This window comes from Nocardia sp. MDA0666 (assembly GCF_003023875.1).
GTDB lineage: Bacteria > Actinomycetota > Actinomycetes > Mycobacteriales > Mycobacteriaceae > Nocardia > Nocardia aobensis.
The window spans coordinates 41,318-54,316 of sequence record NZ_PYHT01000001.1 but is presented as its reverse complement, the minus strand read 5'-3'; the positions used below and the strand labels follow the sequence as shown (position 1 = coordinate 54,316).

General features: G+C 68.2%; 11 protein-coding genes. 8 read left to right on the top strand and 3 right to left on the bottom strand.

Annotated features, from left to right (window positions below):
* Positions 1 to 187 precede the first annotated feature (187 nt).
* From C8258_RS00245 to C8258_RS00215, 7 genes are all read left to right on the top strand, one after another.
* Complete coding sequence (locus C8258_RS00245; protein ID WP_051024680.1) at positions 188 to 1,357, top strand: AAA family ATPase; 1,170 nt, start codon at positions 188 to 190, stop codon at positions 1,355 to 1,357.
* A 26-nt stretch (positions 1,358 to 1,383) separates the two neighbouring features.
* Positions 1,384 to 2,361 carry a DUF58 domain-containing protein gene (locus C8258_RS00240; RefSeq protein WP_036502331.1) on the top strand — a complete coding sequence of 326 codons (978 nt, stop codon included), beginning with the start codon at positions 1,384 to 1,386 and terminating at the stop codon, positions 2,359 to 2,361.
* Positions 2,358 to 3,362, top strand: coding sequence for a VWA domain-containing protein (locus tag C8258_RS00235; RefSeq protein ID WP_036502329.1), 1,005 nt, complete (start codon positions 2,358 to 2,360; stop codon positions 3,360 to 3,362). The genes C8258_RS00240 and C8258_RS00235 overlap by 4 nt, the downstream gene beginning before the upstream one ends.
* Before the next feature lie 56 nt (positions 3,363 to 3,418).
* The gene (gene fabG1 / locus C8258_RS00230) at positions 3,419 to 4,138 is read left to right on the top strand and encodes a 3-oxoacyl-ACP reductase FabG1 (RefSeq protein ID WP_106953345.1); all 720 of its coding nucleotides are present in this window, start codon (positions 3,419 to 3,421) and stop codon (positions 4,136 to 4,138) included.
* 63 nt (positions 4,139 to 4,201) lie between these two features.
* Entirely contained in the window at positions 4,202 to 5,038 is an 837-nt protein-coding gene (gene inhA, locus C8258_RS00225; protein WP_036502325.1) for an NADH-dependent enoyl-ACP reductase InhA, read from the top strand.
* Between the two features lie 20 nt (positions 5,039 to 5,058).
* Positions 5,059 to 6,108: a ferrochelatase gene (locus C8258_RS00220; RefSeq protein ID WP_106953344.1), complete on the top strand. Its 1,050-nt coding sequence runs from the start codon at positions 5,059 to 5,061 to the stop codon at positions 6,106 to 6,108.
* Positions 6,109 to 6,221: 113 nt separating this feature from the next.
* Positions 6,222 to 7,835, top strand: coding sequence for an FMN-binding glutamate synthase family protein (locus C8258_RS00215; protein WP_106953343.1), 1,614 nt, complete (start codon positions 6,222 to 6,224; stop codon positions 7,833 to 7,835).
* Between the two features lie 15 nt (positions 7,836 to 7,850).
* On the opposite strand, the gene C8258_RS00210 is transcribed toward C8258_RS00215, so the two are convergent.
* A complete protein-coding gene (locus C8258_RS00210; protein WP_106953342.1) occupies positions 7,851 to 8,600 on the bottom strand; it encodes a trypsin-like serine protease in 750 nt (249 codons plus the stop codon).
* Between the two features lie 226 nt (positions 8,601 to 8,826).
* Here C8258_RS00210 and C8258_RS00205 point away from each other — a divergent pair, with 226 nt between their 5' ends.
* Positions 8,827 to 9,696 (top strand): hypothetical protein, encoded by an 870-nt coding sequence (locus C8258_RS00205; RefSeq protein WP_106953341.1) that lies wholly within the window; start codon positions 8,827 to 8,829, stop codon positions 9,694 to 9,696.
* On the opposite strand, the gene C8258_RS00200 is transcribed toward C8258_RS00205, so the two are convergent.
* Both C8258_RS00200 and C8258_RS00195 read right to left on the bottom strand, forming a co-directional pair.
* Positions 9,693 to 10,502, bottom strand: coding sequence for a hypothetical protein (locus C8258_RS00200; RefSeq protein ID WP_063014828.1), 810 nt, complete (start codon positions 10,500 to 10,502; stop codon positions 9,693 to 9,695). The genes C8258_RS00205 and C8258_RS00200 overlap by 4 nt on opposite strands.
* A gap of 83 nt (positions 10,503 to 10,585) precedes the next feature.
* On the bottom strand, positions 10,586 to 12,940 hold the full coding sequence (locus C8258_RS00195) for an arylsulfatase (RefSeq protein WP_106953340.1): 2,355 nt from the start codon (positions 12,938 to 12,940) through the stop codon (positions 10,586 to 10,588).
* Between the last annotated feature and the right edge of the window lie 59 nt (positions 12,941 to 12,999).

Sequence of the window (12,999 nt, the reverse complement as noted above, 5' to 3'; positions counted from 1 at the left end):
CGCCGCGGCCACCCGCCGCGACACGGCAATTCGGAATCAGCGCATTCCGGACACCGTCGAGTGCCTTCCGATCCGCCCGGAAGGCCTGGCCCGCGACATTGTGCGAGCCCAGTTGCGGCAATCTTGCTCGATACCTGGAATAGTTGGGGCGGCACGCATGGAGACCGAAGCGAAAGCGGGGAGTTTGGTGACTTCGACGGACGATGTGAGCGCTGGGAGTGCGGTGAAGCAGGCGGAGGCCGCCTCGGGCACTTTGGAGCGTGACGTCGCGACCCTGGAGAAGGCGATCTACGAAGTCAAACGGGTCATCGTCGGTCAGGACCGGTTGGTCGAGCGGCTGCTCGTCGGCGTTCTGGCTCGCGGGCACGTGCTGCTCGAGGGTGTGCCCGGTATCGCCAAGACGCTGGCGGTGGAGACCTTCGCGAAGGTGGTCGGCGGCAGTTTCTCGCGCGTGCAGTTCACCCCCGACCTGGTGCCCACCGACCTGATCGGTACCCGCATCTACCGGCAGGGCCGCGAGGAATTCGATACCGAACTCGGCCCGGTCGTCGCCAACTTCGTCCTCGCCGACGAGATCAACCGCGCGCCCGCGAAGGTGCAGTCGGCACTGCTCGAGGTCATGGCCGAGCGGCACGTGTCGATCGGCGGCAAGACCTACCCGATGCCCGATCCGTTTCTGGTCATGGCGACCCAGAACCCGATCGAGAGCGAGGGCGTGTACCCGCTGCCCGAGGCGCAGCGCGACCGCTTCCTGTTCAAGGTCGTCGTCGACTATCCGACGGTCGAGGAGGAGCGCGAGATCATCTACCGGATGGGTGTGACCCCGCCGGAGCCCAAGCGGATCCTCGAGCCGGCCGAACTGATCCGGCTGCAGAAACTGGCCGCCAACACCTTCGTCCACCACGCGCTGGTCGACTACGTCGTGCGCGTCATCGCCGCGACCCGCAAGCCGGCCGAATTCGGGCTGGACGACGTCGCGGGCTGGATCGCCTACGGCGCCTCGCCGCGTGCCAGCCTCGGCATCATCGCCGCCGCCCGCGCGGTCGCGCTGATCCGCGGCCGTGATTACGTGGTGCCGCAAGACGTCGTCGAGGTGGTTCCGGATGTGCTGCGCCATCGTCTCGTGCTGTCCTACGACGCCCTCGCCGACGAGGTCAGCCCCGACGACGTGATCCGCCGGGTGCTGCAGACCGTCGGCCTGCCGCAGGTCGCCACCCAGGCCAACGCACCCGCCCAGGGCGGTCCCGCGCCGATGCCGGCTCCGGGCCCGCAGGCTGCCGCGCCGCAGCCCATCGCCCCGCATCCGGCCGGTCAGCCGCAGAACGGTCAGGGCGCCGGGCAGCCGCAGCGCCAGTGAGCGGGGCATCGGATTCGGTTGCGCCAGTGACGAACTCAGCTCACGTCCCCGCTCACCCCGACAGCGCCCCGCCGTCGTTCCGGTCCGGAGATCTGCGCGATCCGCGATTGTCGGCGGCGCTGAAAACTCTGGAACTGACGGTGCGCCGCCGCCTCGACGGCGTGCTGCACGGCGATCATCTCGGCCTGATCCCCGGCCCCGGGTCCGAACCCGGGGACGCGCGGATGTATCAGCCGGGTGACGATGTGCGCCAGATGGATTGGTCGGTCACCGCCCGCACCACTCATCCGCACGTGCGGCAGATGATCGCCGACCGGGAACTCGAGACCTGGCTGGTGGTCGACCTGTCGGCCAGTCTGGACTTCGGCACCGCGCTGTGCCAGAAGCGTGATCTGGTGGTCGCGGCGGCTGCCGCGGTGACGCATCTGACCAGCGGCGGCGGCAACCGGGTCGGCGCGGTCGTCGCCAACGGCGAACGGCTGTACCGGATTCCGGCCCGCACCGGCCGGGTGCACGCCCAGTCCCTGCTGCGCAGCATCGCGACCACCCCCCATGCGAGCGACGGCGTACGCGGCGATCTGCGCGGCGCCATCGAATCGCTGCGCCGGCCGCAACGCAAACGCGGTCTGGCCGTTGTCATTTCGGACTTCCTCGGCGAGATCGACTGGCAGCGTTCGCTGCGCGCGATCTCCGGCCGTCACGATCTGCTCGGTGTGGAGATCCTCGATCCGCTGGATCTGGATCTGCCCGATGTCGGTGACGTGGTGCTCCACGATCCCGAAACCGGCCGCACCCGCGAATTCACCGTCACTCCCACCCTGCGCGCCGATTTCGGCCGTGCTGCCCAGCAGCATCGCGAACAGGTCGAGGCGGCGTTGCGCAGTTGCGGCGCGCCCGTGATGACGCTGCGCACCGATCGTGACTGGATCGCCGACGTGGTCCGTTTCGTGTCCACTCGGCGCCACACCTTCGGCGCCCCGACCGGGCGGGTGCCCCGACAGTGAGTATTTCGCATTTCACGTCCGCGATCTGGCTGGCATTCCTCATCGTCGTCGCCGCGATCGCGCTGCTCTACGTGCTGGTCCAGCGGCGGCGCAAACGGCACATGCTGCGGTTCTCCAACATGGAGACCCTCGAAAGAGTGGCGCCCAAGCGTCCCAGCAACTGGCGGCACGCGCCGGTGGCGCTGATGCTGGTGGGCCTGGCTCTGCTGACGGTCGCCGCGGCGGGTCCGCAGGCGGCGGAGAAGGTACCGCGCAACCGGGCCACGGTCATGCTGGTGATCGACGTGTCGTTGTCGATGGAGGCCACCGATGTGCCGCCGTCCCGGATCCAGGTCGCGAAGAAGGCCGCGACCGATTTCGTGGACGGTCTCACCCCGGGCATCAACCTGGGCTTGGTGACCTTCGCCGGCACCGCATCGGTGCAGGTCTCACCGACGACCAACCGGGAGGCGATGAAGGCGGCGATCAACAATATGAAGCTCGCCGAACGCACCGCCACCGGTGAGGGCATCTTCAGCGCCCTGCAGGCCATCGACACGCTCGCCTCGGTGCTGGGCGGGGCGCAGACGCCGCCCCCGGCACGCATCGTGCTGATGTCCGACGGCAAGCAGACCGTGCCCGACGACAAGGACGTCGACAATCCCCGCCACGGCTTCGTCGCGGCGCGGGTCGCCAAGCAGAAGAGCATCCCGGTGTCGACCATCTCCTTCGGCACCACCTGGGGTTCGGTCGAGATTCCGGATCAGGACGGCAAGGGGTCGCAGCGCGTCCGGGTTCCGGTCGACGACGACTCCTTGCGCGAGATTGCCAAGATCTCCGGCGGCGACTTCTACACCGCTTCCACGCTGGAAGAACTCAGCGCCGTCTACGACACCCTGGACAAGCAGATCGGCTACGAGATGCAGATGGGTGATGCCAGCCGGCCGTGGCTGCTCCTGGGTCTGCTGCTGACCGCTGCGGGTGTGGTGAGCGGTTTGGTCTATCGTCAACGCCTGCCATAACGGGTACCGCGCAACCCGGCCACGACAGTCGAACTCGAACAGATAGGTTGACATTCATGTCGAACTTCACTTCCCGATCGGTCCTGGTGACCGGTGGCAACCGCGGTATCGGTCTCGCGGTGGCCCAGCGGCTGGCCGCCGACGGGCACAAGGTTGCCGTCACCCATCGTGGATCGGGCGCGCCGGAAGGTCTTCTGGGCGTGAAATGCGATGTGACGGACGCGGATTCGATCGATGCGGCCTTCAGTGAGATCGAGGCCAAGCACGGCCCGGTCGAGGTGCTGGTGGCCAACGCCGGCATCGTCGACAACACCCTGCTCATGCGGATGAGCGAGGAGCAGTTCACCCGCGTCATCGACGCCAACCTCACCGGCGCGTGGCGCTGCGCCAAGCGCGCCAACCGGGCGATGCTGCGGGCCCGCTTCGGCCGCATCATCTTCCTCGGCTCGGTCGTGGGGCAGATGGGTGGCCCCGGCCAGGTGAACTATGCGGCGGCCAAGGCCGGTCTGGTCGGTATGGCCCGCGCGATCACCCGCGAGATCGGCTCACGCAACATCACCGCCAACGTGGTGGCGCCCGGCTTCATCGACACCGATATGACCCGGGAAGAGATGACCGAGGACATGCGCGAGATGGCGCTGAAGGTCATTCCCGCGGCCCGCATCGGCCAGCCGGAAGAGGTCGCCGCGGCGATCAGCTTCCTGGCCTCCGATGACGCGTCCTACATCAGCGGTGCGATCCTGCCCGTCGACGGCGGCATGGGCATGGGCCACTGAGCAACCGGCTACCGAGCCCCCGCCGACTTCCCATCCGAGTTTCCCGAGGAGAATTCACCACCCATGAGCGGAATCCTGGACGGTAAAACCGTCCTGATCACCGGCATCATCACCGATTCGTCGATCGCCTTCCACGCCGCCAAGGTGGCGCAGGAGCAGGGCGCGAAGGTGATCATCACCGGTATCCCCGAGCGGCTGCGCCTGATCGACCGCATCGCCAAGCGCCTGCCGCAGGAAATCGCACCCGCGATCGGCCTCGACGTCACCAACGAGGACGACCTCGCCGGTCTCGCCGACAAGGTGCGCGAACTCGCACCCGAGGGCATCGATGGCGTGCTGCACTCCATCGCCTTCGCACCGCGCACCCTGATGGGCCCCGACGCGCTGCCGTTCCTCGACGGCCCGGGCGCCGACGCCGCCAAGGCCTTCGAGATCTCCGCGTGGAGCTACGCCTCGCTGGCGCGCGCGGTGCTGCCCGCGATGAACGAGGGTGGCTCGATCGTGGGCATGGACTTCGATCCGCGCACCGCGATGCCCTTCTACAACTGGATGGGTGTGGCCAAGGCCGCGCTGGAGTCGGTGAACCGCTATGTGGCGCGAGAGGTGGGCGAGGCCAAGCGGGTTCGCTCCAACCTGGTCGCCGCGGGCCCGATCAAGACCCTCGCCGCGAAGGCGATCGCCGGGACCGCCACCGACGACGCCAAGCAGCTGAACATGCTCAACACCTACTGGGACGGCGCCTCGCCGATCGGCTGGGACGTCGACGACCCGACCGTGGTCGCCAAGTCGATCGTCACCCTGCTGTCGGACTGGCTGCCCGGCACCACCGGTTCGATCATCTACGTCGACGGCGGTGCCAGCCACAACACCTGGTTCCCGGAGAACTGGTCGGCCAACTGAGAGCCCGGAGGTAATCAGTCGTGACCGGGACCGTCGACGCACTGCTCCTGCTGTCTTTCGGCGGTCCCGAACGCCCCGAGGACGTGATGCCGTTCCTGGAGAACGTCACCCGGGGCCGGGGTGTGCCACGCGAACGCCTCGACGAGGTGGCCCAGCACTATCTGCACTTCGGTGGCGTCTCGCCGATCAATGCGCTCAACCGTGAACTGATCGCCGCGATCGAGGCCGAATTCGCCGCGCGTGCAGTGGATCTGCCGGTGTACTTCGGTAATCGCAACTGGCATCCGATGATCGAGGAAACGGTCGCCACCATGCGCGCAGACGGCATCGGCCACGCCCTGGTGTTCCCGACCTCGGCGTGGGGCGGATATTCGGGGTGCCGCCAGTACGACGAGGACATCGAGCGTGCCCGCGCCGCGGTCGAGGGTGCGCCGGAACTGACCAAACTGCGGCAGTACTTCGATCATCCGCTGCTGATCGACTCCTTCGCCGATGCCGTGCGCGCGGCGGTGCGCGAACTTCCGGCCGACTCGCGCGACCGCGCCCGGCTGGTGTTCACCGCCCATTCCATTCCGGTCGCCGCCGACGTCGCGGCCGGACCGCCCGCCGACGGCGGTCACCTCTACAGCCGCCAGGTTGCCGAGGCTGCCCGATTGTGTGCCGCGGCAACGGGTTTCGACGATTTCGACCTGGTGTGGCAGTCGCGTTCGGGACCGCCGCAGGTGCCGTGGCTGGATCCCGACATCGTCGACCATCTGGAAGCGTTGTCCGGCAAGGGCGTCGAGGCCGTCGTGGTCTGCCCGGTCGGCTTCGTGTCCGATCACCTCGAGGTCGTCTGGGACTTGGACAACGAGGCCGCCGAGAAGGCCGCCGAACTGGGTATGGCCTTCGCCCGCGCCGCCACTCCCGGCCCGGATCCGCGCTTCGCCCGGATGGTTGCCGAACTGGTCGGCGAGCATCTCGACGGGAACGAACCCCGGCGCTCGGGCACGGTTCCGGGATACGGTTGCACCCGCAACGGGGCGATCTGCGCACCCGGATGCTGCGAACCGGTGCGCCGCCGAAAGTAACCGCCGCCGAGCGGGTATGCCCCCGATATGAACGGTAGGGTGTGCGCGGGCCGGAGTCCCGCGGTGTCGTGCTCGGTGGCGAGGACCCCTGTGCGAAAGGTGGCGGTGGGGCGATGACGCGATTCTTCCTCTTCGGTCTGCTCACGGTGGCGGTGGTCGTCCTGGGCGTCATCGCGGCGATCGGTTCGTGGGCCTGGTGGATCCTCGCCGTCGGCGCGGGATTGCTCGTTCTCGTCGGCGCCTACGATCTGGTGCAGCGCCGGCATTCAATCCTGCGCAACTATCCGTTGCTGGGGCATATGCGCTATCTGCTGGAAAGTATCCGGCCCGAACTGCAGCAGTATTTCATCGAGCGGAATTTCGACGGCCGCCCCTTCGACCGTGACGTGCGGACGATGATCTACGAGCGCGCCAAGGGGATCCACGGCGAACTGTCCTATGGAACCGAGCGCGATATCGAGGCGGTCGGCTACGAATTCCTCGTCCATTCGGTGGCCGCGCTCCCGGAACCCGAGCAGCCCCCGCGCGTGCTGGTCGGCGGCCCGGACTGCCGGCAGCCCTATGCCATGTCGCTGCTGAACGTCTCGGCGATGAGTTTCGGCGCACTGTCGGGGAATGCGCTGCGCGCGTTGAACATCGGCGCCGCCCGTGGCGGTTTCGCGCACGACACCGGGGAGGGCGGGCTGACGCCGTTCCATCTGGAGGGCGGTGCGGATCTGGTGTGGGAGATCGGTTCGGCCTACTTCGGCACCCGCACCCGCGACGGTCATTTCGATCCGGAACAGTTCGCCGAGAAGGCCGGCTACGACCAGGTGAAGGCGATCTCGGTGAAGTTGAGTCAGGGCGCGAAACCCGGACTCGGCGGAGTTCTGCCGGCCGCGAAGGTGAGCGAGGAGATCGCCCGCTATCGCGGGGTGCCCGCACACGAGAAATGCGTCAGCCCGCCGTCGCATTCGGAATTCCACACCCCGCGCGAATTGATCCGCTTCATCGTCCGCCTGCGCGAGTTGTCCGGCGGCAAGCCCATCGGGTTCAAATTGTGCGTCGGGTCCCGCACGGACGTCCTGGCGATCTGCAAGGCGATGATCGCCGAGGGGACCGCACCCGATTTCATCGTCGTCGACGGCGCCGAGGGCGGTACGGCGGCCGCACCGCTGGAATACGAGGACCACGTGGGCCTCCCGCTGACCGACGGGCTGATGACGGTGCACAACGCACTCGTCGGAACGGGACTGCGGGATCGGATCCGATTGGGAGCCAGCGGAAAGGTGGCCACCGGCACCGATATCGTCAAGCGATTGGTGCAGGGCGCGGACTTCACCAATGCCGCCCGGGCGATGATGATGGCGGTCGGATGCATCCAGTCCCAGCGCTGTCACACCAATCAGTGCCCGGTCGGCGTCGCGACCCAGGATCCGCGGCGTGCCCGCGCCCTCGACGTTGCCGACAAGGCCGAGCGGGTGCAGCGGTATCAGGAGGCCACGGTGCGCCAGGCGATGCAGATGATGGCCTCGATGGGCGTGCACGACCCCGCCGAACTCGATACCCACATGCTGCGGAAGAAGGTGGCGGCCAACGAGATCCGGTCGTACGCCGAACTCTACGAATGGCTCGCGCCCGGGGAGTTGCTCGTCCATCCGCCGGCGAGCTGGCGCGCCGACTGGGAGGCCGCCGATCCGGATTCGTTCCGCCCGGTCGCGCCCGCCCAGCCGGTCCGGGTGCGATGACTCCGACCGCGGTGATCAGAAGTCGAGTGCGGGCACCCGCGCATACACACCGGGGAATCCGGGTTCGGCCGCACCCTTACCCCACGAGGTGATGCCGGCGACCTTGCCGTCCACCAACAGTGGTCCCCCGCTGTCGAATTCAGCGGTGTCGGCGGCGGGGGAGCCCGCGCACACGGCCTCGGCCGGATCGAATTCGGCGGCGTAGGCGCCCGCGCAGGCAGCGTCGGACACCAGCGGCACCGTCGCCGCCCGCAGCACGGTGTTGGACTGGTCGTCCTCGGAGGTGGCGCCCCAGCCGACCACCGTCGCCGTATCCCCGTGGGGCGCCCCCACAGCCACGGTCGGCACGGCGACCGGTGCGCTCAGGACCAGCACGGCGACAGCGTGGTGATAGCTCAGATCGGTGCCGAACAGCGACACCCGGAAATCCGGGTCGATGCGGACGTCGGCGATTCCGACGGTGACCCCGCCGTGCCCGGCGACATCGGTGCGGCCGAAGGTCACCGTCGTTCCCGGCAGTGTGCGGGCCAAGGCCCCGCAATGGGCGGCCGTGAGTACCCGGTCGGGGGCGATCAGGGCGCCGGCGCAGAACTGCCCGCCGGGCCGCGTCGCGTAGACCGGCGTGCCGATGGCCGCCAGCCACGGATAGTCGGCGGCGTCGACCGGGGCACCGCCGACCACGGCGTGCGCCCCGGCCGGCGGAACCAGGGCGCAGGCGAGCGCGGCGGCGACGGCGCCCGCCGCCCGGCGCGGAGAAATCTTCATGACGACCTCGATGCTGTATGACGTGCCCGCCGAAAGTTCTACCGTACGACTATGACGAGGTGGAGCGAATTCGCCGGTGCCGCCCCGGGTATCGCCGGGATCTCTCTGCGCCGTCACGCGGCGGCCGGCGATCCGGTGGTGCGCAAGCATTGATCCCGCCGGCCGGTCGCCGACGTTTCGCGCGGTAACTGGCTGCGATCAGCTAATTCACCGCTATTGTGCGGAGGTGGACATCGCGCTGGAGTGGGACCAGCATCCGGGAACGGGTTTGCGGCTGGCCGCCGAATTGGCGGGCCGCACCGGGTTGCCCCTGCTCGAAGATATCTCCGTCGCCGACGGCACCGCCGATCTGCTAGGCGTGATCGCGGCCCGCGGCGGCGGTGAGCTGCTGGGCTGGGCGGAATTGCGCGATGCCGGCCTGGGTGAGGCGTGGGTGCAGGCGGTGTCCGCGCAGCGCCTCGTGCACTCGCTGTACCTGGGCCGTGCCGACGAGTCCGAACCGCAGGCGGACGAAACCGAGATGGTCTGCCGGCTGACCGCCGAGGCCGTGCGCCGGGCCACCGCCGCCGGATACCGGGTGTTGCGCTGGCAGGGCACCGATATCGGGCCGTCCGGCCGGGCCGCGGTCGAACTGGGTGCGCGGCGGGTCGACGAATACGCGCGGCTGTGGGAGCTGGACCTCACCTGGCCTCCCGTCCCGGACACCAGCGCGCCGCTGCAGCGGCTGGTGCACACCCTCGCCGAATCGGCCGACCCGCCGGGCCGGGTGCTGCTCACCACCGTGCTCTCGGCCCGGTCGGCGACGGAACCGATCACCACGATCACGACCTTCGCCGGTGGCGCCGAGGCCTACATCAGCGCCGAGGAGGGTTTCGCCCATCGCGAGGCCGACGCCGATCTGCTGACCGCCGCCTTCGGTGCGGTGGTAGCCGAACTGCGCGCCGTGATGCCCGACATCACCATGCTGCGGGTGTTCGAATTCGACGACGAGGCCCTGCGCGCGGCACTGGCCCGGATCGGCATGCGAGTGTGCGGGCGCTACAACGACTACGAACTGAATCTGCCCGAGCCGCCTACGGGCGAGGCCGCGACCTAGCGCGGGCCGGCCGCCGCGTTCACCGCGGACAGGCGGGCGGCGCGCAGGGCGTTCCACAGCGGTCGCAGCAGCGTCTCCTGGGCCTGCACGGCGCTGGCCGAACTGGGGGAGGAGGGGGCCGTCTGCTGGGCCACGGTGAGGATCGCGGCCACATGGTCGGCCGAATCGAGGATGCGGCGGGCCCGCAGCGGCGCCGAGTCGGGATAGATGTGGCGCGAGCAGGCGGCCAGTTCGGCCTCGATCAACTCTCGCGGATCGTCGTCACCGCCGACCGCGGTGGTGTGTAACCGCATCAGGGCCTCCGCGGCCTCGCGAACCGCCTCCCGCATCGCGTACTCGGCCTCGCCGAGCGCCATATCCGGTGCGGGCACCGGAACCGGGGTGTGGAATACGGTCCACTGCAGCGATTCCTCGTCGGTCCACTGCGGCACCAGCGCCACGCCCTCGCCGCCGGGTACGCCGGCGATCACGCCCTCCTCGGCATCCATTGCCGCCGTGGCGAATTCGGTGCCCACCGGCAATCCGCGCGCATCGCCCGGCACCGGCAGCACCAGCCGCATCTGCGCCCCCGGCTCGGCCATCGCCTCGCGAATGACCTTGAGCAGGACCATGATTCCGGTGCCGGCCTCCAGCGGCTCGGCCGAGGGCCACGGCAGTCCCGTCCGTCCGCCGGTCAGCGGGTCACCGGCGGCGACACTGTGCTGCGGCGACCAGGCACGCAACGCGTCCAGCACGTCGTCGGGCGCGCTGCGGCCCGCCAGCCACGAGCCCGCCCACACCGTCAGCGTGGCACTGGGAGAACACATGGTTCGAGGATAGTGGTGCCGCGGCGATCCCGTGGGCACTGGTGCAGCTATCGTGCGCGCGGGGGTTGCCGCGGCACCACCCCTCAATCCCGCGAAAAGGCTGCGGCGGCGGCCATTTCGAGGTCGAGATACGGTTTACCACTGACATCCTCGACGACCTGGTGCATGATTCCGCCGGTGAACGGGAAGGGCGCCCGGTAACGCGGGGATACCGACTGGCCGCCGTCCCGACCGACCCGGACACCCTCGCCGACGCCGGAGAACACGGTCGGCTGGGTCCGCATATCGTCGAGCGAACCCACCGGATTCTCGTCGATGTAGAGGACCGCCTCTCCGGTCGGGGTGAACTTGTCCGGCCGCGTGCCTTTCCGTTCGTAACGCATGCCCAGGATGTGGTCGCCCAGCGGGACCGGGCGGTCGGAGACCATCACCTGTTCCTCCTCGCCGAGGAAGTTGTAGACGTAATACAGGTGGCCGTCCTGCAAGAACAGCGTGTGCCCGCCGAGTCGCCCGCCGTGGGCGAACAGCACGCCCTCGGCGTCGGGACTCGTGATCGTCGTCTCGGCGAGCAGTGCGAAGGACCGGCCGCGGATCTCCAGTGCGGCGCCCGGCCCCACCTCGGCGATGCCGGGGTAGTAGACGGCGGTGTCGCGGGACTTGGCGTATGTCGGCCGGTCGCGCAGCATCACCGAGACGATGTCGAGGTCATAGAGCGGCAGCCCGTTGTACTTCTCGGCCTCGGCGAACCACAGCGCCTTCAATTCCTCCAGCTTCTCGGGCCGATCGGCGGCCAGGTCGTGCATCTGGCTGCGGTCTTCCTCGATGTGGAACAGCTCCCACCGATCGCTGTCGAAATGCCCCCAGCCCGACGGGCACGCCGCGTGCACGGTGTCGGCGAACCAGCCCCGGTGCCAGATGCCGCGGGTGCCCAGCATCGAATAGAACTGCGTGTGCTTGCCGGTGTCGGCGTCCGGGTCGTCGAGCAGGGCCCGGAAGCTGACGCCTTCCAGTGGGCGCTGCGCCACGTTCTTCACCGTCTCCGGGGGCGTGATGCCGAGCAGCTCGTAGATCGTCGGGGTGACATCACAGACGTTGAGGTACTGGTGGCGCAGTTCGCCGCGGGCGGCGATCCCGGCGGGCCACGAGAGCAGACAGGCGTCGGCGATGCCGCCCTCGTGCGATGCGTAGCGTTTGTACAGCTTGTACGGGGTGTTGAACGCCATCGCCCACCCGATGCTGTAGTGGTTGTAGGTGGTCGGCGATCCCAGCTCGTCGAGTTTCGCCAGGCTGTCCTCGATCGTGTCGATATAGCCGTTGAAGAATTTCATCTCGTTGGCCGAGCCGTTCGGACCGCCCTCACCGCTGGCGCCGTTGTCGGATAAGGTGACGATGATCGTATTGTCCAGCTGCCCGCTCTCCTCCAGATAATCGAGGAGCCGCCCGATCTGCGCATCGGTATAGGACAGGAAACCGGCGAATACCTCCGCCTGGCGTCGGAACAGCCGTTTCTCGTCCTCGGACAGCGAATCCCACGCCCGCACGGTGTCCTGCAGCGGCCAGGGCTCGCCGTTGGTTCCGGTGGCGTCCGCGTACGGGTTCATCGGAGACAGTTCGGTGTCCTCCGGGATCAGCCCCATGCGCTTCTGGTTCTCCAGCACGATCTCGCGATACTTCTCATATCCCATATCGAATCGGCCGCGGTATTTGTCCGCCCATTCGCGCGGGACATGATGCGGCGCGTGACCGCATCCCGGGCACAGGTACATGAACCACGGTTTGTCCGGGGCGATGACTTTCGCGTCGCGGATGAACTCGATCGACTTGTCCGCCAAGTCTTTCGACAGGTGATATCCGTCCTCCGGCGAGTACGGCGGTGTGATCGGATGGTTGTCGTAGACGAGGTTGGGATACCACTGGTCGGCTTCGCCGCCGAGGAATCCGTAGAACCGTTCGAATCCGCGCCCCAGCGGCCAATGACGTTTCGACGCCGCCAGATTGTTCTCCTCCAGCGGCGTCATATGCCATTTGCCGACGGCGTAGGTGTTCCATCCGCGTTCGGTGAGAACCTCCGAACACAGGGCGGTGTCGTCGGGAATCCGGCCGCTCATACTCGGGAAGCCGTCGGTGAACTCTTCGATGGTCGCCATTCCGACGGACGTCGGATTCCGCCCGGTGAGCAGGGAGGCGCGAGTCGGGGAACACAGCGCGGTCGTGTGGAACTGGGTGAATTGGATTCCGCGGTCGGCGATTCGCTGCATATTCGGCATCTCGACCAGCCCGCCGTAGCAGTCCCAAGTGGCGATTCCGATGTCGTCCCACACCAGATACAGCACATTGGGTGCGCCGCGTGGTGCGGTCGGTTCCGTGAACGGCTTCCAGTCGGCGACGGAATCACGGATGTCGAGCGCGATATGTCCTTCGAATTTCTCGGCCACCATCCACCTCCGGGCGGAGAGTCGTCGGATCGTCGTCGATCCGGTGGGGCCGCCCCCGCACA

What these genes read in the sequence shown, in the direction of transcription:
- fabG1 (WP_106953345.1), top strand. Translation starts at nt 3,419, where the DNA reads ATGTCGAACTTCACTTCCCGATCGGTCCTGGTGACCGGTGGCAACCGC.
- inhA (WP_036502325.1), top strand. Translation starts at nt 4,202, where the DNA reads ATGAGCGGAATCCTGGACGGTAAAACCGTCCTGATCACCGGCATCATC.
- C8258_RS00215 (WP_106953343.1), top strand. Translation starts at nt 6,222, where the DNA reads ATGACGCGATTCTTCCTCTTCGGTCTGCTCACGGTGGCGGTGGTCGTC.
- C8258_RS00210 (WP_106953342.1), bottom strand. Translation starts at nt 8,600, where the DNA reads ATGAAGATTTCTCCGCGCCGGGCGGCGGGCGCCGTCGCCGCCGCGCTC.
- C8258_RS00200 (WP_063014828.1), bottom strand. Translation starts at nt 10,502, where the DNA reads ATGTGTTCTCCCAGTGCCACGCTGACGGTGTGGGCGGGCTCGTGGCTG.
- C8258_RS00195 (WP_106953340.1), bottom strand. Translation starts at nt 12,940, where the DNA reads ATGGTGGCCGAGAAATTCGAAGGACATATCGCGCTCGACATCCGTGAT.